The following is a 20081-nucleotide window of genomic DNA, read 5'->3' on the forward strand; positions in this document are numbered from 1 at the left end:
GGCTCCGCGCCAGACCGGCAACAAACTCATCATCAATTCCGAAAAGCTCGAGCGCCGCGTGGCGCTCCTCGAGGGCGGCGTCCTCGAGGAATACTCCATCGAGCGCGAAACCGACCGCAACATTGTCGGCAGCATTTTCAAGGGCCGCGTCAAAAATATCGAGCACGGCCTCAAGGCCATGTTCGTCGACATCGGCTTCGAGAAAAATGCCTTCCTGCACTTCTGGGATGCGCTCCCGGCGGCGCTCGACAGCGGTGTCGAACAGGTCGAGCGTTCCGGCGGTCGTAAGGAAAACAAGCGTATCACCGCGGCGGACATCCCGAAGATTTACCCCGTGGGCAGCGAGGTCCTCGTGCAGGTCACCAAGGGCCCGATCAGCACCAAGGGCCCGCGCATCACCACCAATCTCAGCCTCGCCGGCCGCTATCTCGTGCTCATGCCCTATAGCGACCAGTGCGGTATCTCGCGCAAGATCGAGAGCCCCAAGGAACGCGACCGCCTGCGCAAGATTTTGAAGGAACTCGACATCCCGGAGAACATGGGCGTGATCGTGCGGACTGTCGGCGAAGGCCAGCGCGCCCGCTATTTCGTCCGCGATCTCGGCCTGCTCGTCGAGCAATGGCGCGCCATCGAGCAAGCCATGAAGGAGAAACCCGCGCCAGCCTGCGTCTTCGCCGAGCCCGACCTCATCGAGCGCACGGTGCGCGACTTCCTCACCGACGAAATCGACGAGGTGATCTGCGATGACGAAGAATCGGTCCGGCGCATGACTGACGTGGTCGGCCAGATCTCCCGCCGCTCCGCCGGCCGCATCCGCCACTACCAGGATACCACCCCGATCTTCGAGCGCTACGGCGTGCAGAAGCAGATCGACGACGCTTTCCATCGCCAGGTCTGGCTGCCCTGCGGCGGCTACATCGTCATCGATGAAACCGAAGCGCTCATCGCCATCGACGTGAACACCGGCCGCAACAAGGGCGGCGGCAGCGCGGACAAGACCATTCTCCAGACGAACCTCGAGGCGGCCGACGAAATGGCCCGCCAGATGCGCCTGCGCAACATCGGCGGCCTCATCATCGGCGACTTCATCGACATGAAGAACCGCAAGGACCAGCAGGCCGTCTTCTCGCGGATGAAGGACCGTCTCAAGCGCGACAAGAGCAAGACCCACGTCCTGCCCATTAGCCCGCTCGGCCTCATGGAAATGACCCGCCAGCGCGCCGCGGAATCCATCAGCGGCGCCGTCTTCGAGCCCTGCCCCTACTGCGGCGGCCGTGGCAAGGTGAAGAGCGCCATGACCATGAGTGTGGAACTGCAGCGCTCTCTCCACCAGATCATGCGCAAATATCAGGATACGATTCACGAGATCCGCGTCATCGTGCACCCCCACGTCATGGGCCGCCTGCGCACCGAGGACGAGGAATTGCTGGTCGACATCGAGCGGCGCTACGCCGGCCGCCTTTCCTTCCGGGCCGACCCCACTTTCCATCACGAGAAATTCATGATCACGGACGCCAATACGGGCCAGGAATTGAAGGCGTAAGGGCGGATCAGGATTAAAACGACAGTGCCCGCAGTGAGCCATCTCACTGTCTCTTCTTTCTGCGCCTCTGCGTCTCCGCGATTTTGCTCCCTCGTGTCCCAGGGATCCACGTTGCTGCCCCCTGATCTTTAGGCTCCCCTTCAGAGGCAAAGCGCGCTATGTTTACAGGAATGTCACATTGCGCCGCTTGCGGCGCGGGTTTGTCACCCTAGACTCGGCGCCTTCGATGAATAACAAACTAGCGAATAAACGCATCCTGGTCGCCGACGATGAACCGGACGTTCTGCAACTCGTCTCGACCAACCTCAAAAACGCTGGTTACAATGTCCTGAAGGCGGAGGACGGCCTGTCCGCCCTCGAGCAGGCACGGCAGACTTCGCCCGCCCTCATTGTCCTCGACCTCATGCTGCCCGAGATGAGCGGGCTGGAGGTCTGCAAAGTTTTGAAACGCGAAACGGCGACCAACCGCATCCCCGTGATCATGCTCACGGCCAAGGCGGAGGAAGTGGACCGCATCGTGGGCCTGGAACTGGGTGCCGACGATTACATGACCAAGCCCTTCTCGCCGCGCGAGCTGGTGCTGCGGGTCAAATCCGTCCTGCGCCGCGCGTCCCATGGCACGGAGGTCACGGATCGCCTCATTCTGGGCGACATCCAGATCGATCGCACGCGGCACGAAGTGACCATCGCCAGCAAGGTCGTAGAGTTCACCGCCACGGAATTCAAGCTGCTCGCCCTGCTCATCGAGCGCCGGGGACGCGTGCAGGACCGCGAAACGCTGCTCAACGATGTTTGGGGTTACGAGACGGTGATCGATACCCGGACCGTCGACACGCACATCCGTCGTTTGCGGGAAAAGCTCGGCAAATCCGGTTCCTACATCGAGACGATTCGCGGGTTCGGTTATCGGGTAGTGGAGAACGAACCGTAGGCGGTGATGGGCGCGATTCTTGGCTGGTGCGTGGCGGGAGCGCTCGCGCTGGGTATTTGGTGGGTCCGCCGGCGTTTCGCCCGCGATTGGCGGCATCTCGAACTATTGCTGGAGGAACTCGCGGCCGGGCGTAAACCCGAGGGCTTCGTTTTTCGGCATGGCGGGCGTTTCGCGCGGCTCACCTATCCGCTGGAAAAGATCGCCCAGGAGCAGGAAAAACTGCATCGCGAGATTCATGACGAGGCGTTCAACCTGCGGACCATCCTCTCCAGCATGGAGGAGGGCGTCATGGTGGTGGATACGCACCACACGCTGCGGCTGGTGAATCCGTCGTTCGTGTCCCTATTCGATCTCAAAGCCGAACCGGTCGGGCACACGGTCTTGCAGACCTTGCGCGAGACCGCTTTCGAGGAATTGATTTCCGCCGCCCTGCGCACCGGCCAGGATCAGCGCGCCGATGTGGAGCGCACTGCGGACAAACGGCATTTCGCCGTCCACGCCGTGCCGGTGCGCGAATTCGCCGGCGGCGCCGGCGTGGTGGCCATCATCCGCGACATCACGCGCCTGCGGCAACTCGAGGAAGTGCGCCGGGAATTCGTCGCCAATGTTTCCCACGAACTGCGCACCCCGCTCTCCATCTTCCACGGCTACCTGGAAAACCTCATGGATACCCCCGCCATGTCGCGCAAGGAGCAGATCGAGATCTTCGAGATCCTGCGCAAGCATTCCCGCCGCCTGAACGCCCTGCTCGAGGATCTGCTCACCCTGGCCCGCCTCGAATCGCGCCAGGAGAAAATGGTCTGCGTCTCCATGAAATTGCCCGCTCTCCTGCGCTCCGTGGCCGGCGACTGGGCGCAAAAGCTCGCCACCAAGAAGCTGGCCCTGCGCGTGGAAGCGACCGACGACCTGCCCCTCGTCTCCGCCGACCCGCAGCGACTGGAGCAGGTGCTGCACAACCTGCTGGAAAACGCCGTGAAATTCACCGAGCCGGGCGGCAGCATCCTCCTGCGCGCCTCGGTCCAGAATGGCGACATGGAATTGCGGGTCGAAGATTCCGGGCAGGGAATCCCGCCGAACGACCTCCCGCACATCTTTGAGCGCTTCTACCGCGCCGACAAGGCGCGCACCCGCGAGCAGGGCGGCACCGGCCTGGGCCTCTCCATCGTCAAGCACATCATCCAGCTCCACGGCGGTTCCGTCGCCGCCGAGAGCAAATACGGCAAAGGCACCGCTATCATCCTGCACCTGCCGCTGGATGGCGCCCACGATTGAGCCGGGTCGGGAAGTTCAGGGTGCGCGCTGCCTGGTTGGCGTTCACGGTCTCTGTGGAGAAAAAATCTCGCACCTTAAATCGGCTTAAGGGGGCTTAAGGCACCTTAAATCGGCTTCCTTGTTCTGCGCTTGGGGCTCATTGGTTTGCATCGGTTGCGAGGCGTGGGTTTCCCCGTAACACTGCCCATTTCTCGCACCTTGATTGCCTTGATTTACCTTGATTCGGCTTGATTCGAGCAAGGGCTGCCACCCTTTTGGGTGAGCCATTTCACCAGGCGCTGGCTGCGTTCGCCTCGGGCGAGGCGTTCACGGAGTTCCTCGCGAATGGCTGCCGGAAAATGGGCGATCTTGCTGTTGCGGGCGTATTGGGATTCGTTGGTATTCATGCGCAGAAGTGTCGCATGACCCCGCGAAAAAAGTGCATTGGTCCATTGGCTCTGTTGGCTCCATTGCGGATAATTTCACTTCGCACGTCGGGATGCGGCATTCTGCGCCTATCCTGGATCCTGCGACTCACTGAATCGCACTGTGGATCGCGAAGCGGGGAGCGCGTTTGGCAAGCGTATTGCCTTGGCGCCGGGAATGTAATACATTCGCTACATGCAAACTCTGGTTCTGCGCATTCCCGATGACCTCGCCGCGGAGATTGAAGCCGAGGCGCGCCGGTTGAACTCGACCAAGTCCGAGGTCGCGCGTGCGCGACTGGCAGCCGCGCACGGAAGTTCCGGCACAGCGGGTGTCGGCTTCGATTTGATCAGCGATCTCGTCGGCGCGGAAACCGGCGGTCCCCGCGACGTCAGCGCTCGCAAAAAACACTATCTCAAAGCGAAGGGCTACGGGCGTGAAAAGCCTCGTCGCTGATGCCGGTTTCCTCGTGGCGCTTTGGCGCCGAGAGGATCAACACCACGCCTGGGCGGTGGCGACGGCGCGAGCGAATCCGCCGGTCTGGGCGACCTGCGAGGCGGTGTTTTCCGAGGCGGAGCATCTGTTGGGGCCGATGGGACGAGCAAGCCTGCGGACGGCCTGTCGCCGCGGAGCCTTGCGCATCGTGGCCGTGCTGAATGAAGAGGCCGGTGCCGTGCTGGATCTGCTGGAAAAGTACGGCGACGTACCGATGAGCGTGGCGGATGCGTGTGTGGTGCGGATGACGGAAGTGCTGCCCGATCCACTCGTTTTGACGACCGACGCTGATTTCAAGGCCTACCGCCGTCACAGCCGCAAGGTAGTGCCGTGTCTGCTGCCACCCGACGGTGCGAAGCGTTAAGCCGGACCGCGAGCCTTGAACGAGGCTGCAACGCGCGAGCATTTTGGAGTGCGGCGGTGCTCCGCGTTTGCCCCGATTCATCGGCGGCTCAGAATCTCCACCTCCGCTTCGTTTGGGGTGAGTTTCTCTGGAATCACAAACTCGCAGCGGAGGGGAGCCGTGGAGCGGGATGGGACTACAATCTCCATCTCGCGCTGGGCCACTACATCGAAACGAGCGGGGTGCTCTTCGTTCGCCGGACCGGCCCGAGCCACCACGAAGCGTAAGGTCAGATGGACGGAACGATAGGTGTCGTTGGTCGCGACCGAATTGACAACGACCCGCTCACCCGAAAACTCGAGCGTCGGTCGTGAAACATGCACTGGCCCGCGCAGAATGGGCCACGCGACGAAGCAAACCAACCCGACCAACACCAGCACTCCCCAAACCCGCCACGGAGAGTTCGTCTTCGGCAGGGACGGGTTCGCAACCAGATTGTAGTCCGCCGGATTGTAGGGTTTGCGCCTGCGCATGAGGTATCAGGTTACACAGTTTGCCCGAGCCATTGGCGAGTCTGGCGTCCTTGGCGCGATCTCCTTCTTCTCCCGGCAGCTTGGTAAACGCTGCCTCGTTGCCTCCGCCGCGCGGGTGCAGGGCACTACAAAGGTGCCGAGGCCGGCACCGTGTTCACCGGCGTAATGCCCGATTCCTCCTCCTCTGATGGCTCCAGCGTCCCTGTCGAGGGCCGACCGATGGTGTCCACCGCGAAGTTGGTGATCAGTTCGATATGGCCCTCGAAGTCCTCGACGAGCGCGGAGAGGCTCTCCACCCAGTCGCCGCTGTTGTAGTAGGTCGTCGACTCGATGGTGCGGATGACCGGCGAGTGGATGTGCCCGCAGACCACGCCCTGGACGTTGTCGTTCTGGGCGTAATGGACGATGGCCTTTTCAAAGGCGCCGATGAAGCTGACCGCGTTCTTCACGCTCTTTTTCACGTAAGCGCTGAGCGACCAGTAGCCGAGGCCAAACCAGCGGCGGAAGAAGTTCACCGGCGCGTTGAGCTTGAGCAGGAGCTGGTAGCCGACATCGCCGACATACGCCAGCCACTTGATATTCTGCACGACGGTATCCAATTCATGCCCATGAATGACGAGCAGGCGCCGCCCATCGGCCGTGACGTGGATATCCCGGGGCATGATCTCGACCGCGCCGAAATGACCGAAGAAGTGGGCGACGAACTCGTCGTGATTTCCCGGGATGTAAATGACCCGGGTGCCCTTACGGCCGGCACGGAGGATTTTCTGGATGACGTCGTTGTGAGACTGCGGCCAGTAAATGCCCCGGCGGAGCTGCCAGACGTCGATGAAGTCGCCCACGACGTAGAGTTTCTCGAACTCGTAGTCGCGGAGGAACTGGAGCAGGGCATCGGCCTTGCTCCCTTTAGTGCCGAGATGAATATCGGATATCCAACCGGTGCGAAAGCGCTTCATGGCGACAGTGTTGCCGCGCCTCGGGGCAAAAGGCAAACCCGCGCCCAGCGGGGGTCGGTGATTTCACCTGATTGTCACAATCCCGCCACCCAGCCCCTTCACGCTTTCTGCTCTGTTTAAAGCCATGACAAGCCACGTCTGGGATTACGCACTCGGTCACGACTTTCGCCGCCAGGCGGCACGCCCACCGCGGCGCAAGTCGGTGACGCAGATCCTGCGCGCGGCCTATGGGAAACACGTTCGCGACCGGGATACGAAACGGGCGATCAAACATTGCTTGCGGTGAAAGACGGAGCATGTTCTTCAGAAGTTCACAATCGGTGTCTTGACGCCACCAGTGCGACGCTTCAAGCGTTGGCAGCGAACTCTCCCCGTGAAAGACGAACCCAAGCCCAAACCAGCGTCGGCCCTGCCGTTCAAGACCGTAGCGGAAGAGCTGACCTTCCTGCGCAAGACCTTACGCGATCTCGTGGGCACCTACGCCGCGCAGCTCGAGGCGGAGATTGCGCATCTGCACGCCACTGTCATCGCCGATGGGGAGTCGAAGAAGAAGCTGCCGGGCAACCGCGTGTCGGATTTACGTGACATGCTGATGATGCTGCGTTCGCTGGAGGTGAAGCCTGCCAAGGGCCGCCGCCGCGATTTGAAGAAGGTCGAGAACCTGATCGAGGAACTACGGACGATCGCGGATCGCTGGAGCTGAGGGGAAGAGCCAAGAGCCAAGTGGCGACGGAGCCTGCGTAGGGCAGGGAACACTTGGCTCTCGTTACTTGGAACTTGGCACTTTCCTTTGAGCCACTAGTCTCTGCCGCCCTATGAAAACCTTCAAAATCGCTGTTCTCGCGGGCGATGGCATCGGACCCGAAGTCATGACCGAAGCGCGCCGCGTGCTCGCCGTCGCGGAGATCAAATTCGGCTTCCAACTCATCCTCACTGATGCCCGCGTCGGCGGTATTGCCATCGATGTGGATGGACACGCCTTGCCGGAGGAAACGCTGCGCATTTGCAGTGCCTCGGATGCCATTCTCTTTGGTTCGGTCGGGGGACCGAAATGGGAATCCCTGCCGCCCAATGAGCAACCGGAGCGCGCGGCGTTGCTCCCCATTCGCAAGCACTTCGCGCTCTTCGCCAATCTGCGCCCGGCGGTCTGCTTTCCCAACCTGACGCACGCCTCGCCGATCAAGGAGTCGCTGATCGAAGGCGGCTTCGATGTGCTGTGCGTGCGCGAGCTCACGGGGGGGCTGTATTTTGGCCAGCCGAAAGGACGCCACGAGGAGAACGGCGAACCGGTGGCGATCGACACCATGATCTACAAGAAGAGCGAGATCGTGCGCATCGCCCACGTCGCCTTTCAGGCGGCCCGGGGCCGGAAGAAGCGGCTGACTTCCATCGACAAGGCCAACGTGCTGGAAAACGGCGTGCTCTGGCGCGCGACGGTGAACGAGATCGCGAAAGAGTATCCGGACGTCACGTTGAACCACCTCTACGTGGACAACGCGGCGATGCAGTTGGTGAAGAACCCGCGCGGCTTCGACGTCATTCTCGCCGAGAACCTCTTTGGCGACATCCTGAGCGACGAAATGGCCATGATCGCCGGTTCGTTGGGAATGCTGCCCAGCGCGAGCCTTGGGGTGAAGGAGACGCCGACCGGGCGTTTCGGTCTTTTCGAACCGAGTGGCGGTACCGCGCCCGATATCGCCGGCAAGGGGATCGCCAATCCCATCGCGCAGATTCTCTCCGCGGCGATGATGTTGCGCTATTCGCTGAACGAAGCTGCGGCGGCGGACGCCATCGAGGCGGCGGTGAGAAAGGTTATCGATGACGGCTTGCGCACCGGCGACATCTGGAGCGAGGGCACCCAGCGTGTCGGCACCGCGGAAATGGGCTCAGCCATTGCCGCTGCTCTGTAGCCAGGCTGCCAACGGTTTCCGCACAGGAGTGGCGCTCTCGAATACGAGATTGCGTTCTGGAGGGCACCGCGCCGTCGGTGCTGGAGTGAAAGCCCACCAAGGAAGCGACGGCGCGCTTCGCTCCAGGTTACTCGCTACCGGTTCACGGCCTTGATCGGCGTGGGCCCGGGCGCGGCGGGAGTGGAGGACGGGGCGGCCGGCGCAGGCGTGCCGGCGGCGTTTTCCGTTTTGCGCAGGCTCCAGCTAAACAAGCTGCTCGTCCCGGCGTCGTGCACCGTTTTGAAATCCGTGCTCAGCGCGGTGATGACCACGGCGAGATGTTCGCGCTCATTCCAGTCGAGCACGGCTACTGAGGTTTGGAAGCGCTGGCCGGCGGATTTGTATTCGAAGACAAACTCGCGGCACGGCTTGCCATTGAGCAGGAAGGGGCTCGGGTTTTCAATGACGAGCTTCACGTCCTGGGCATCGGCCGCGAGGTAATTCTGGCACCATTTGACGAGGTCGTCCGCGGGCAGGGCGGTAATCTCCGCCATGCCCGGAGCATGCCCGAGCACGAGAAGTTTCATGAAGGCTCCCGTGCTGTCCGGAGGGTAGAGAGCCAGCGTCGGGCCGCTGCCGCTGAAGTTCCAATTGCCCGGCGGCTGATAGCGAATCTTGCCCGTCGGATCCGAAAACATCAGGACCGGCACGCGCACTCCCTCGAGCGCGCGCCAGGTTTCCTGGGGCGTGAAATCCAGCGCCCTGACCGGGACGGCCAGGGGAAGGACGGCAACGAGTGCCAACAACGTGCAGGCAGAGGGAAAGCGATTCACTTAGTACTGAACACGGTCGCCCCGCTCGTAAACGTGGGCAACGCTAAAGCCCGGCGGATTGCTGTTTTGCAGATTGGTATCGTAATACCAGCGGCGGGAGGGCGGACTGTAACTCGCATTGGACCACGGATGGGTCGCCTGCTCGGAATCGTAAAGCAACGCCAGCGCGCCATAGATCGTAAAATAGGCAGCGCCCCAATCCTCGTGAAAGCGGGTGAAATTCTCGATCCCGCCGCTGTAGGAACTGCTCGTGGTGGGGACGTTGCCCGCGACGATGGCGGTATTGACCGTTGTGCTGGTGGCGATGCGGGAACTCACGCCGCTCGATGAATTGGCGTCGTTCCAGGCATTGGAAAGAATATTGACCGCGTCGCCGACGACCGCCGCCGGGGCGCGGTTGTAAGAGCCGACCACCGGGCTGGGGGTGTCGGTGGGCGGAGTATAGGCAATAGCGGTATTGGAGGCAGGCTGCGCGAGGGTGGTGCTGCCGGTGTTATAGTCGCCCTGGATATAAACCGGATTCGGGGAAACCACGGTCAGGCCGGCGCTGGGTAGCGTCGCTCCCTTGACCAGCTTGACCGCCCGCGCCTTGGAGCTGGTCACATTGGTGCTGGTCCCGGTCGCGGAATTCACGATCTTCGTGTTGACGCTCGTCCCGACGCTGGTGTCGGTGACGTAGAGGAGAAAACCATCGCTGCTCCCGACGGTATCCTTGAGCGTGCCGGCCGTGGCGGCCGTGTTGATTTTGCTGACGTCCATCGTCACCGTGCGGACGTTGTCGCCTTCGCGGGCGTCGGTCAGCGCGGTATTGAGCGTAAGCGCACCGGAGATGGCGAGGTACTCCGCGCTGGTCGCGGCAAGTGCCGTGGTGGACTGGCCGGCATAGACGGTCAGGGTGTTGCTGGAATTGACGTAGATGCGGTAGTCGGCGTTCTTGGCCAGGCGTTCACTGTCGGCGGCATCCAGTTGCAGGGGATCCGGCTTCGTGGGGTCGGTCACTTCCTCGATGATTTCGTGGTAACCATTGTTATTTGGATTGCCGTCGGAATCGCTGTCGTTGGCGATCGGATCATCCAGGAAGTTCGGGTCGAGGCTGCTCATCGGGGCATCGAGGAGCTTCTGCTGGGCGCCCACGTGAGGCGGGCTGCTCAGGCTCCAGTTATCGGAGAGGCCACCGGTCGTAATATTCGGTGCCTCCGTGCCGTAACGCGAATCCTGCGGGCGGAAGTTCAAATACTGAGTGCCGGTATAGGTGACATCCTGCATCAAATGCAGCGAGTTATGCGCGGTGTAAAGGTCACCGCCGATATAGACTGTGCCGGTGACATACATATCGGGTCCAGGATGAAACTCGACGTTGGACTGCGTTCCAAAGAAAAAGTTATCGAAGATATTGCGTCCGGCGCGGCAAAAAAGGCGTTGCACAGTGGCGGTCTTGCTGCCGGTGGAACTGCGGTAATTGACGGTGACGCTGGCGCGATAGTAAATGCGCACGCGGAGGCGCGAGTTGGTGCCGTTTTCCAAGGTCGGCCGGCCTGCGGGATCGGTGGTGTTCACCAGCAAGGGCGTGAGCGCCGTGATGCTCCAACTGTTCAACGTTACGTTGACCGGCGGCGGCAGCGTTGTGCTGTTTGGCGGGCTCAGCGCCGCGATCAGCGCCGCCGTCGACATCCCATAGGTTCGGTCCGTGGCAGTGGTGACACCGGTCATCTGCGTGCGCCATTGATCGAAAAGCGACTCGAGCACGCCGTCGGCGTAGGAGAGGGCGATCGAGCGGTCGATGGTCCGTTTCGAGGTGGTGACGTGCGAACTCGTCACTGAAAAGATCATGGCGACGGTGAGACAGGTCAGCACCATGAAAAAGAGCACGGCCAGCAGGCCGCTCGCCGATTCGGATTTTCTGGAGGACTTCATCATACTAACTCGATGTGGTGGACGTGACATCCGGGGGTTGGACTCGAGGAGGGACGACGGCCTGCAGCGTCACGGTGCCGCCGATGTATTGGCGCGCGCTGTAATTAGTGTCGTAAAATTCAAGGGACATCCGGAGATTCAAGCCGGTGCTGCTGGGCGACGACGTCGTGACGAAAAGCACCCCAAACGGCTTGGGGGAGGTGATCCGGTCGCGGATAATCCGGTAACTGCTCTTCGCCGCGCCCGTGTAGTTGGCATGGTAGCGAAGCTGGTTGTTGTAAACGGTGTAGGCGACCGAGCGATAGAAGTAACCGGTCGTGACATTGCCCGCGGTGGTGGCATCCACCGTGAAGCCGATCACGGGAGTGATCGTGACGGTCCCGGTGGTGCTGCCCGCGGTGGGCGTCTTGGTCACCGCGGTAATGTCGAATTCACGAGACAGCAGGGGCAGGACCACCTTGTCCCCCACTTGCGGAACGTAGGCGACGGTGCCGCCCACCCCGAAATCGAAGGTCAGGCTGGTAGTGGTGCTGATTGTGCTCGTGGTCAGCTTGTAGGGGCCGCCGGCCAGGAGCCGGAAGCGGACGCCGTTGGCCCGCGTGCTGATATACTGCTGGGTGAACGGGTCCTGGTCCGTGGTCGCCGTGGGCGTGGCATCGGCGTAGGTGGTGCCATTGAAGGTGATCAAACTGAAGGCGGTCGCCGAGGCGTGCAGGTTGTAGAGCAGCTCCTGGTCGGAGACGCGCATGACCTCGTGGCTGTGATTGGTCGCGAGGTTGCGGCCCACCAGCCGCAGCGAGCCGGAGGTGAAGGCGAAAAGGCCCACCGACACCATGCTGAAGACGAGCATTGCGATGAGCAGCTCAACGAGGGTGAAGGCGGAACGGGTACGTTGCATCGGCCAGATTAGAAATCGTCGGTGGTGCGCAGCGTGGTCATGGTGATGGTGGTATTCTTGCCGCGATAGGTGTAGTTGACGCTCACGAGTGCCCGGATCACGTGGGTGGAGATGCTGGTGATCACCGTGGTCCGGGTATCGATGACTTGAACGTCGAGATTCGTGAAGGCGCTGCTCAACCCGGCCTGGCTGTTGAAGGCGTCGTTATTGAGCGGCAGCTTCGTTTCCGTGGTGGTGCCCGCAGTGAGGACGGTGGGCGTGGTCGAGAGCACCGACCAAGGGGTGGTCAGAACCTCGTCGATCTTTTGCTGGACCAAGGCCGTGGCCAGAGTCCGCAAGCGGGCGGCGGTGGCCCAGCGGTTGATCTGGGCCATCGCGGAGAGCGACCCGACAATGAAGAGCGCGAGAATGCTCGCCGCGATGACGACTTCAGTCAGCGTGAAGGCGAGTGTCTTGCGGCGTCGAAAGAAGGTAAGGCGCTTGGGCGCTATAAAACCCATAACACTTATGGAAGAGCAAAACACACGCCATTTGCCCCTCCAGGGGGGGTAATCCCCTGATCTACAGAGAAACCCGGACTTTTCCGGCTCTAGGAGACGCCGTCCTGCACCGCCGCTTTCGCATATTCGCGATTCAAGCGTGATATGACGGATGCCGGGATTTCCGCCGGGCAGACCGCTTCGCACTCCAGATAGTTCGAGCAGTTGCCGAAGCCCTCCTCGTCCATCGTGCGCACCATCTTCAAGGCGCGGGAGGTGCGCTCGGCCTGGCCTTGCGGGAGCAGGGCGAGGTGTGAAACCTTGGCCCCGACGAAGAGCATCGCGCTGGCGTTTGGGCAGGCGGCGACACAGGCCCCGCAACCGATGCAGGCGGCGGCCTCCATCGCGGCGTCGGCGATGGGCTTGGCGATGGGAAGGGTGTTGCCGTCCGGCGCCGAGCCGGTGCGGGCGGTGACGAAACCGCCGGCTTGCTGGATGCGATCGAAGGCGGCGCGGTCGACGATGAGGTCGCGGATGATCGGGAACGGCCGGGCGCGGAAGGGCTCGACGTAGATGGTCTCGCCGTCGCTGAACTTCCGCATGTAGAGCTGGCAGGTCGTGGTCTCGCTCGGGCCGTGCGGCACGCCATTGATCGAGAGCGAGCAGGTGCCGCAGATGCCTTCGCGGCAATCGTGGTCGAAAGCGATCGGTTCCTCGCCCTTGCCGAGCAGATCCTCATTTACGATATCGAGCATTTCGAGAAACGAGCAATCTTCAGGAATGTTGCGCGCTTCGATGTCGACCAGTTTGCCTTTGCTCTTCGCGTCTTTCTGGCGCCAAACTTTGAGTTTGAGGTTCATGGTTACTTGTAGCTGCGGACGCTGGGGTGGACGGCCTCGAACTCCAGCGGTTCGACGTGCCGGGTCGGCTGGCTGACGTCGCCGGTGAATTCCCATGCAGCGACGTGCTGGAAGTGCTCGTCGTCGCGTTTCGCTTCGCCATCGGGGTATTGCCACTCCTCGCGGAAATGGCCGCCGCAGCTCTCGCGACGCTCCAGGGCGTCGCGGCAGAGGAGCTCGCCGAACTCGAGGAAGTCCGCGACGCGTCCGGCCTTTTCCAGCGACACGTTGAGCGCTTCGCCTTCGCCGGGGACGTTGACGTTTTTCCAAAACTCCTCGCGCAGCGGCGGGATCTGTTTCAGCGCGCGGTCGAGACTCTTCGCGGTGCGGGCCATGCCGCAGTAGTCCCACATGATGCGGCCCAGCTCGCGGTGGAAATGGTCCACGCTGCGCTTGCCCTTGATGCCGAGCAGGAGCTTGGTGCGTTCGCGCACTTCGGCCTCCGCTTTCTTGAACTCCTCGCGGTCCGTGGTCGGGCGTTTGCCCATTTCCGGCGCGAGATAGTTGCCAATGGTGTAAGGGATCACGAAATAGCCGTCGGCGAGCCCTTGCATGAGCGCGCTGGCGCCGAGGCGGTTCGCGCCGTGATCGGAGAAATTCGCCTCGCCGAGCACGAAGAGACCGGGCGTGTTGGACATCAAATTGTAGTCCACCCACAGGCCGCCCATCGTGTAGTGCACCGCGGGATAGATGCGCATCGGCGTCTTGTAGGCATTCTCCCCGGTGATCTGGTTGTACATGTCGAAGAGGTTGCCGTAACGCTCACGCACCGTCTGCTCGCTGAGCCGCTTGATGCAGTCCGCGAAATCGAGATACACGCCGAGCCCGCCGGGGCCGACGCCGCGTCCGTCGTCGCACGCTTCCTTGGCCGAGCGCGAAGCGATGTCGCGCGGGGCGAGATTGCCGAAGCTCGGGTACTTCCGCTCGAGATAATAGTCGCGCTCGTTCTCGGGGATCTGGTCGGAAGGCCGCTTGTCGCCTTTCTGCTTCGGCACCCACACCCGGCCGTCGTTGCGCAACGACTCGGACATGAGCGTGAGCTTCGATTGGAAGTCGCCGGCCTGCGGGATGCACGTGGGATGAATCTGCGTGTAGCAAGGATTGGCGAAGAGCGCGCCGCGCTTGTGGGCGCGCCACGAGGCGGTGACGTTGCAGCCCTTGGCGTTGGTCGAGAGATAGAAGACGTTGCCGTAACCGCCGGTGCAGAGCAGCACGCAATCGCCGGCATGCGAGCTGATCGCGCCGGTCACCATGTCGCGCACGACGATGCCCTTGGCATGCCCGTCGACGTGGACGAGATCGAGCATCTCGGTGCGCGGATACATCGTCACCGCGCCCTCGGCGATCTGCCGGCACAGCGCGGAGTAGGCGCCGAGCAGGAGCTGCTGCCCCGTTTGCCCACGCGCGTAGAAAGTGCGCGACACCTGCGCGCCGCCGAAGCTGCGATTGGCCAGCAGCCCGCCGTATTCGCGTGCAAAGGGCACGCCCTGCGCCACGCATTGGTCGATGATCGCCGCGCTCACTTCCGCCAGCCGGTAGACATTCGCCTCGCGGGAGCGGAAGTCGCCGCCCTTGATCGTGTCATAGAAAAGCCGCATCACCGAGTCGCCGTCGTTCTGGTAATTCTTCGCGGCATTGATGCCGCCCTGCGCCGCGATGGAGTGCGCGCGCCGTGGCGAGTCCTGGTAGCAAAAGCACTTCACCTTGTAGCCCATCTCGGCGAGCGACGCCGCGGCGCTCGCGCCGGCCAGGCCGCTGCCGACGACGATGATCTCGAACTTCCGCCGGTTCGCGGGATTGATGAGCTTCGATTCAAACTTGTGCTTCTCCCACTTCTTCTCCAGCGGGCCCGAGGGGATCTTCGCATCGAGCACGATATTCGAGCGGGCTGGGGCGGAGGTGGATGGCGAGGCGGGAGCTGCTGGAGGTTCGAGGACGGTCGAGCTCATAAGATTACGGCTTCACGATGCCGGCATACACCGCCACGGGAATCGAGGCGTAGCCGAGAAAAATAAGCCAGGCGAGAGTCGGTCCGCCCTTTTCCCAGAGCGGCCGTACTTTGCCGGTGTTCAGCCCGAGCGTCTGGCCCATGCTCATGATGCCGTGATTGAGATGCAGCGCGAGGAGCGCGACGCCCACGATGTAAAAGGCGGAGGCGAACGGATTCGAAAAGCCGAGGATCATCATGCGGTAGACATCGTGCCGGCCCATCGTGTCGGTTAATGTCGCGAAGTCCTTTCCCACGCCGTTCACCGCCGGAACCTGCACGGTGAAGTGCAGCAAATGGAAAATGATGAAGCACAACACCATGAGCCCGCTGAGCAACATCCAGCGCGCCGCCGGCGGACTCGCGCGCCGCTCGGTGATCGCGTAATTCACCGGGCGCGCCGCCCGGTTTTCCGCGCGCAGCTTGATGGTGAAGACGATATGCAGCACCAGCATCGCCAGCAGCCCGAGGCGCACTGCCCAAAGCAATTCGCCGAGCCCCTGGAGGAAGGCGCCGTAGCGATTGAGCGGTTCCGAAGAGCCGAGGAAAACCTGCAAGTTGCCGATGAGATGCCCGATGACGAAACCGAAGAGCACCAGGCCGGTGAGTGCGACGATCCATTTGCGTCCGATGGACGAGGAGCAGAAGCGGAGGAGTGGATTCACGAATAGGGGATGGCAAAAACGACGCTTTGGGGATTAAAGCGGCGGAAAGTGCGTTTTATTAGACGATCTCATATTACACCCATTTCGTTGGCGGCAAGAAATTTAATGGGCTTGAGGAGGCTTGATTTACCTTGATTGCTGGCGGCCTCCGCCGCCTCCCTTCGGGCACGCTTCGCGTGGCTTCTCGCTCCGCTCGATTTGCCTTCATTCGCCGGAACTTCGGGAGGGATGCGGGAGTGTATTGAAATGATACACTCCGACGGTCGGAATAAATTTGAACCACGATTAGGCACGACTGGACACGATTGCGTGCGATTGGCACCCGGCGAAGGGTGTGAGGGACAGGTATTACTACCTGCCGCCGCCCGATATTCCCGATCCGAATTGAGGATTGAAGTCTGGAGCAACGCTTCTCCGCCATACCCGCCGCCGTCGCACTCCACACCTTCCCGATGAAGGTCCTGCATAGGCGGGGATTGTGCCATGAGATGCCGGTAAGTGCAACTCCTAGGCGTCGGGGAATTCCGCTGGCGAAAAGCCGAGGGTCACGATGGAACAGGCGACGATGGTGCGGAGGTGCAGATCGACCGCGGTGTCGATGAGTTCATCGCTCTCCGAGCCGGGGTTCAGCCACACTTCCTTTGGGTTCTTTTCCGCGATGGCGGGGAGCAATTGCACCCCCACTGCCGGGGGCACGTACAAGCTCACGAAATCGACCGGCCCTGGAATCGCCTCGAGCGAGGGATACGCCTTCAACCCCTCGATGGCCTCTTCCTTGGGATTGACGGGGTAGACGGTGTAGCCGCTCTCGATATAAGCGCGAACGGCCTTGTTCCCGTATTTGCGCCGATCACGGGAGGCGCCGAGGACTGCGACGGATGGTTCTGACATGACTAGGTGGGGAGAGCGGTATTTCGAGCGAGGCAGGCGTGGGCGGCAAGCAAGAAATGATTTCCATGCGCCAACTTGGGATGGTGCATCCACCGCGCGGATGGCAGCGCAGATATGTGCGTAATGAAGACTCTGCTGTTGCGCCTGTGGGGGACGTTTTTGATTTTTTCTCCGCTGCTGCCGATCCGTGCGGCGGAGGTGACGACGGATGCAATCGACTGGCTGCCGTGGTCGGACGCGGTGTTTGCGCGGGCGAAGGCGGAGAAGAAACTGGTGTTGCTGGATGTGGTGGCGGTGTGGTGCCACTGGTGCCATGTGATGGATGAGATCACTTATCGCGATCCGGCGGTGGTGAAGCTGGTGCGGGAGAAATACATCGTGGTGCGGGTGGACCAGGATGCGCGGCCGGATATTTCGAATCGCTATGAGGACTATGGATGGCCGGCGACGGTGGTCTTTGATTCGGCGGGGAAGGAACTGGCGAAGCGGCAGGGGTATCTGCCGCCGAAGCCGATGGCAGGGATGTTGCAGGCGTTTGTGGATGACCCGACGCCGGGGCCTTCGGTGCAGGCGGAGCCGGTGATCGCGCCGGCAGTGGCGGGAGCGCTGACGGACGCGCAGCGGGCGGCGATGCGCGAGGCTTTCCTCGGCGCGTATGATGCGAAGCTCGGGGGCTGGGGCGACGTGCACAAGTATCTCAACTGGGATGCGCTGGAGTATTGTCTCACCGAAGGCGCGCACGGCGATGGGCAGATGAAGGAGAGGGCGCGGCAGACGCTGACGGCGGGACTGGGGTTGATCGACCCGGTGTGGGGCGGGGTGTATCAATACTCCACGGATGGCGATTGGGTGCATCCGCACTTCGAGAAGATCATGCCTTTCCAGGCGGAGAATCTGCGCGTGTTTGCCATGGCGGCGACGCTGCGGCACGAGCCGCAATGGCTGGAGTCGGCGCGGAAGATTCACGGGTTTCTGCGGGATTTTTTGCGGTCGCCGGAGGGGGCGTTCTACGTGAGCCAGGATGCGGATGTGGTGGCGGGCGAGCACAGCGGCGAATACTTCGCGCTCGACGATGCGGGGCGGCGCGCTCGTGGAATGCCGCGGGTCGACAAGCATCTTTATGCGCGGGAAAATGGGCTGGCGATTACCGGGCTCGCCGCGCTCTACGCGTCGGATGGGGATGAGAAGGTCCTGGCCGAGGCACGTCGGGCGGCGGAATGGGTGATCGCGCATCGCGGCCTGGAGGGTGGGGGATTTCGTCATGATGACGTGGACGCCGCCGGGCCGTATCTCGCGGATACGCTGGCCATGGGGCGCGCCTGTCTTGCGCTTTACAGCGTAACGGCGGAGCGCCCGTGGCTGGCGCGAGCGGAAGCGGCGGCGCAGTTCATGGAGACGAAGTTTCGCGCGCCACTCGGTTATGCGACGGCGGTCGCGGCGCCCGGCGCGCCTTTCACGCCGAAGCCACAGGTCGACGAGAACATTGCCTTCACGCGATTCGCGAATTTGCTCCGGCACTACACTGGCAAAGACGCCTGGCGGAAATCAGCCGGGCACGCGATGCAGTATCTGGCGTCGCCGGTGGTGGTGTCGCAACAGGGGTACGGCACGAGTGGCATTTTGCTCGCGGATCGCGAATTGCGCACCGAGCCCGCGCATCTCACGATCGTCGGGCACAAGGACGACGCCGCGGCGCAGGCGCTCTTTCGCGTGGCGTTACATGGGGCGCCGCCTGCATCACGCATCGAATGGCTGGACGCGCGCGAAGGCCCGCTGCCGCATGATGATGTGCCGTTTCCGGACCTGCCGCGGGCGGCGGCGTTTGTCTGCGCGGGCGGGACGTGCTCGATCCCGATGACCGCGCCGGAAAAGCTCGCGGAGAAACTGGCGAAGCTGGCGCGGTGAACTGAGACTGAGCGTGACCGGGGAGCGATTTTCCCGCAGGGATGGAAAATTCCGCCCTGTGGGATTGGCTGTTGCTATCGACGCGGCAAGTTGGCTAGCGTCCCGCTTCATGAATCGACGCATTTTCTTCTCCTTGCTCAGTGCCGGTGCGCTGGGGCTGGCTGGTTGCCAGAAAACTGCCACCGACGAAATCCCCGTGGGCGAATTCGCTTCGCTGACGGGCAAGGAAGCGACGTTCGGCCAATCGTCGCATGAAGGCACGGTGCTGGCGGTGGAGGAGATCAATGCGGCTGGCGGGGTGCTCGGCAAGAAGTTCAAGTTGCTGACCGAAGACAACGGCTCGAAGCCGGGTGAGTCGGCGAATGCGGTGAACAAGCTGATCGCCAAGGATGGCGTAGTCGCCATTCTGGGCGAAGTGGCCTCGTCGCGTTCGATGGAGGCGGCACCGATCTGCCAGAGCAACAAGATCCCACAAATTTCACCCAGCTCGACGAATCCGAAGGTGACCGAGACAGGCGATTACATTTTCCGCGTATGCTTCATCGATCCCTTCCAGGGCACGGTGATGGCGAATTTCGCCAGGAAGACGCTGAAGGCGCAAAAGGTGGCGATCTTCACCGACGTGAAGAGCGATTACTCGAAAGGCCTCGCGAAGTTTTTCAAGGAAGGCTTCCTCAAGGCGGGCGGGCAGGTGGTGTCCGAACTCGATTACAATGGTGGCGACAAGGATTTCAAGGGGCAGCTCACGGCGATCAAGTCGGCCAACCCGGAAGGTGTGTTTGTGCCGGGTTATTATACGGACGCGGCGCTGATCTGCATCCAGGCGAAGGAAGTGGGGCTGACGGTGCCCATCTTCGGCGGCGACGGCTGGGAGAGCGAGAAGCTTACCGAGATCGGCAAGGAATCCGTGGAAGGGACCTATTTCAGCACGCACTATTCGCCGGATGCCGGCGGGCCGAAGGGGAAGGCGTTCGTCGAGGCTTACAAGAAACGCTATAACGGGAAGCTGCCGGACGCCATGGCGGCGCTGGGCTACGATTCAGCGATGATCCTCGCGGATGCGATCAAGCGCGCGGGCTCCACCGATGGGTCGAAGATCCGCGATGCGCTGGCCGCGACCAAGGATTTCGACGCGGTGACGGGCAAGATCACGATCAACGCGCAACGGGATGCGGACAAGGCGGCCGTGATTTTGAAGGTGAAGGACGGCAAGTTCTCCTACATCGAGACGATCGCGCCCTGA

The 20081-nt window shown here is 62.1% G+C and carries 21 protein-coding genes; 10 read left to right on the forward strand and 11 right to left on the reverse strand.

The genetic code is table 11. The features are described from left to right. The 3 genes from ABJF10_RS12180 to ABJF10_RS12190 all read left to right on the forward strand — a co-directional run. Window positions 1-1543, forward strand: a 1543-nt coding sequence (locus tag ABJF10_RS12180; protein WP_348544847.1) for an Rne/Rng family ribonuclease, incomplete at its 5' end; no start/stop codon positions are given. Window positions 1544-1769: 226 nt separating this feature from the next. Beyond that, entirely contained in the window at window positions 1770-2474 is a 705-nt protein-coding gene (locus tag ABJF10_RS12185; protein WP_348544848.1) for a response regulator transcription factor, read from the forward strand. 6 nt (window positions 2475-2480) lie between these two features. Next, window positions 2481-3746 carry an ATP-binding protein gene (locus tag ABJF10_RS12190; protein WP_348544849.1) on the forward strand — a complete coding sequence of 422 codons (1266 nt, stop codon included), beginning with the start codon at window positions 2481-2483 and terminating at the stop codon, window positions 3744-3746. Between the two features lie 212 nt (window positions 3747-3958). Here the strand turns inward: ABJF10_RS12190 and ABJF10_RS12195 are convergent, their stop codons facing one another. Beyond that, the gene (locus tag ABJF10_RS12195) at window positions 3959-4132 is read right to left on the reverse strand and encodes a hypothetical protein (RefSeq protein ID WP_348544850.1); all 174 of its coding nucleotides are present in this window, start codon (window positions 4130-4132) and stop codon (window positions 3959-3961) included. A gap of 214 nt (window positions 4133-4346) precedes the next feature. Between ABJF10_RS12195 and ABJF10_RS12200 the strand changes: the two genes are divergently transcribed. Next, on the forward strand, window positions 4347-4607 hold the full coding sequence (locus ABJF10_RS12200) for a hypothetical protein (protein ID WP_348544851.1): 261 nt from the start codon (window positions 4347-4349) through the stop codon (window positions 4605-4607). Further along, window positions 4588-5010: a PIN domain-containing protein gene (locus ABJF10_RS12205; protein ID WP_348544852.1), complete on the forward strand. Its 423-nt coding sequence runs from the start codon at window positions 4588-4590 to the stop codon at window positions 5008-5010. Before ABJF10_RS12200 ends, ABJF10_RS12205 begins: the two co-directional genes overlap by 20 nt. Before the next feature lie 77 nt (window positions 5011-5087). On the opposite strand, the gene ABJF10_RS12210 is transcribed toward ABJF10_RS12205, so the two are convergent. Both ABJF10_RS12210 and ABJF10_RS12215 read right to left on the reverse strand, forming a co-directional pair. Further along, the gene (locus tag ABJF10_RS12210; RefSeq protein ID WP_348544853.1) at window positions 5088-5522 is read right to left on the reverse strand and encodes a hypothetical protein; all 435 of its coding nucleotides are present in this window, start codon (window positions 5520-5522) and stop codon (window positions 5088-5090) included. 125 nt (window positions 5523-5647) lie between these two features. Next, on the reverse strand, window positions 5648-6478 hold the full coding sequence (locus ABJF10_RS12215) for a UDP-2,3-diacylglucosamine diphosphatase (protein ID WP_348544854.1): 831 nt from the start codon (window positions 6476-6478) through the stop codon (window positions 5648-5650). Between the two features lie 124 nt (window positions 6479-6602). On the opposite strand from ABJF10_RS12215, the gene ABJF10_RS12220 reads away from it, so the two are divergent. From ABJF10_RS12220 to leuB, 3 genes are all read left to right on the forward strand, one after another. Further along, a complete protein-coding gene (locus ABJF10_RS12220) occupies window positions 6603-6764 on the forward strand; it encodes a hypothetical protein (protein ID WP_348544855.1) in 162 nt (53 codons plus the stop codon). An 87-nt stretch (window positions 6765-6851) separates the two neighbouring features. Next, window positions 6852-7181 (forward strand): hypothetical protein, encoded by a 330-nt coding sequence (locus ABJF10_RS12225; protein WP_348544856.1) that lies wholly within the window; start codon window positions 6852-6854, stop codon window positions 7179-7181. A 112-nt stretch (window positions 7182-7293) separates the two neighbouring features. Continuing rightward, on the forward strand, window positions 7294-8388 hold the full coding sequence (gene leuB / locus ABJF10_RS12230) for a 3-isopropylmalate dehydrogenase (RefSeq protein ID WP_348544857.1): 1095 nt from the start codon (window positions 7294-7296) through the stop codon (window positions 8386-8388). Between the two features lie 134 nt (window positions 8389-8522). Here the strand turns inward: leuB and ABJF10_RS12235 are convergent, their stop codons facing one another. The 8 genes from ABJF10_RS12235 to ABJF10_RS12270 all read right to left on the reverse strand — a co-directional run bounded on the left by ABJF10_RS12235 (window position 8523) and on the right by ABJF10_RS12270 (window position 16933). Further along, a complete protein-coding gene (locus tag ABJF10_RS12235; protein ID WP_348544858.1) occupies window positions 8523-9173 on the reverse strand; it encodes a hypothetical protein in 651 nt (216 codons plus the stop codon). Between the two features lie 27 nt (window positions 9174-9200). Then, window positions 9201-11117, reverse strand: coding sequence for a hypothetical protein (locus ABJF10_RS12240; RefSeq protein WP_348544859.1), 1917 nt, complete (start codon window positions 11115-11117; stop codon window positions 9201-9203). A gap of 1 nt (window position 11118) precedes the next feature. Next, a complete protein-coding gene (locus ABJF10_RS12245) occupies window positions 11119-12012 on the reverse strand; it encodes a prepilin-type N-terminal cleavage/methylation domain-containing protein (protein ID WP_348544860.1) in 894 nt (297 codons plus the stop codon). A gap of 8 nt (window positions 12013-12020) precedes the next feature. Next, window positions 12021-12512, reverse strand: coding sequence for a hypothetical protein (locus tag ABJF10_RS12250; protein ID WP_348544861.1), 492 nt, complete (start codon window positions 12510-12512; stop codon window positions 12021-12023). 89 nt (window positions 12513-12601) lie between these two features. Continuing rightward, window positions 12602-13351, reverse strand: a complete 750-nt coding sequence (locus ABJF10_RS12255; protein ID WP_348544862.1) for a succinate dehydrogenase/fumarate reductase iron-sulfur subunit — start codon at window positions 13349-13351, stop codon at window positions 12602-12604. Window positions 13352-13353: 2 nt separating this feature from the next. Further along, a complete protein-coding gene (locus ABJF10_RS12260) occupies window positions 13354-15267 on the reverse strand; it encodes a fumarate reductase/succinate dehydrogenase flavoprotein subunit (RefSeq protein WP_348544876.1) in 1914 nt (637 codons plus the stop codon). Window positions 15268-15343: 76 nt separating this feature from the next. Next, window positions 15344-16042: a succinate dehydrogenase cytochrome b subunit gene (locus ABJF10_RS12265; RefSeq protein WP_348544863.1), complete on the reverse strand. Its 699-nt coding sequence runs from the start codon at window positions 16040-16042 to the stop codon at window positions 15344-15346. A gap of 507 nt (window positions 16043-16549) precedes the next feature. Continuing rightward, window positions 16550-16933 carry a CoA-binding protein gene (locus tag ABJF10_RS12270; RefSeq protein WP_348544864.1) on the reverse strand — a complete coding sequence of 128 codons (384 nt, stop codon included), beginning with the start codon at window positions 16931-16933 and terminating at the stop codon, window positions 16550-16552. Between the two features lie 123 nt (window positions 16934-17056). On the opposite strand from ABJF10_RS12270, the gene ABJF10_RS12275 reads away from it, so the two are divergent. Both ABJF10_RS12275 and ABJF10_RS12280 read left to right on the forward strand, forming a co-directional pair. After that, window positions 17057-18838, forward strand: a complete 1782-nt coding sequence (locus ABJF10_RS12275; RefSeq protein WP_348544865.1) for a DUF255 domain-containing protein — start codon at window positions 17057-17059, stop codon at window positions 18836-18838. 109 nt (window positions 18839-18947) lie between these two features. Continuing rightward, window positions 18948-20081, forward strand: coding sequence for an ABC transporter substrate-binding protein (locus tag ABJF10_RS12280; RefSeq protein WP_348544866.1), 1134 nt, complete (start codon window positions 18948-18950; stop codon window positions 20079-20081).

Source organism: Chthoniobacter sp., from assembly GCF_040003245.1.
GTDB lineage: Bacteria > Verrucomicrobiota > Verrucomicrobiia > Chthoniobacterales > Chthoniobacteraceae > Chthoniobacter.

Coding starts and splice junctions, on each gene's coding strand:
- ABJF10_RS12185 (WP_348544848.1), top strand. CDS start 1,770: ATGAATAACAAACTAGCGAATAAACGCATCCTGGTCGCCGACGATGAA.
- ABJF10_RS12190 (WP_348544849.1), top strand. CDS start 2,481: ATGGGCGCGATTCTTGGCTGGTGCGTGGCGGGAGCGCTCGCGCTGGGT.
- ABJF10_RS12195 (WP_348544850.1), bottom strand. CDS start 4,132: ATGAATACCAACGAATCCCAATACGCCCGCAACAGCAAGATCGCCCAT.
- ABJF10_RS12200 (WP_348544851.1), top strand. CDS start 4,347: ATGCAAACTCTGGTTCTGCGCATTCCCGATGACCTCGCCGCGGAGATT.
- ABJF10_RS12210 (WP_348544853.1), bottom strand. CDS start 5,522: ATGCGCAGGCGCAAACCCTACAATCCGGCGGACTACAATCTGGTTGCG.
- ABJF10_RS12215 (WP_348544854.1), bottom strand. CDS start 6,478: ATGAAGCGCTTTCGCACCGGTTGGATATCCGATATTCATCTCGGCACT.
- ABJF10_RS12220 (WP_348544855.1), top strand. CDS start 6,603: ATGACAAGCCACGTCTGGGATTACGCACTCGGTCACGACTTTCGCCGC.
- leuB (WP_348544857.1), top strand. CDS start 7,294: ATGAAAACCTTCAAAATCGCTGTTCTCGCGGGCGATGGCATCGGACCC.
- ABJF10_RS12240 (WP_348544859.1), bottom strand. CDS start 11,117: ATGATGAAGTCCTCCAGAAAATCCGAATCGGCGAGCGGCCTGCTGGCC.
- ABJF10_RS12245 (WP_348544860.1), bottom strand. CDS start 12,012: ATGCAACGTACCCGTTCCGCCTTCACCCTCGTTGAGCTGCTCATCGCA.
- ABJF10_RS12250 (WP_348544861.1), bottom strand. CDS start 12,512: ATGGGTTTTATAGCGCCCAAGCGCCTTACCTTCTTTCGACGCCGCAAG.
- ABJF10_RS12255 (WP_348544862.1), bottom strand. CDS start 13,351: ATGAACCTCAAACTCAAAGTTTGGCGCCAGAAAGACGCGAAGAGCAAA.
- ABJF10_RS12270 (WP_348544864.1), bottom strand. CDS start 16,933: ATGTCAGAACCATCCGTCGCAGTCCTCGGCGCCTCCCGTGATCGGCGC.
- ABJF10_RS12275 (WP_348544865.1), top strand. CDS start 17,057: ATGAAGACTCTGCTGTTGCGCCTGTGGGGGACGTTTTTGATTTTTTCT.
- ABJF10_RS12280 (WP_348544866.1), top strand. CDS start 18,948: ATGAATCGACGCATTTTCTTCTCCTTGCTCAGTGCCGGTGCGCTGGGG.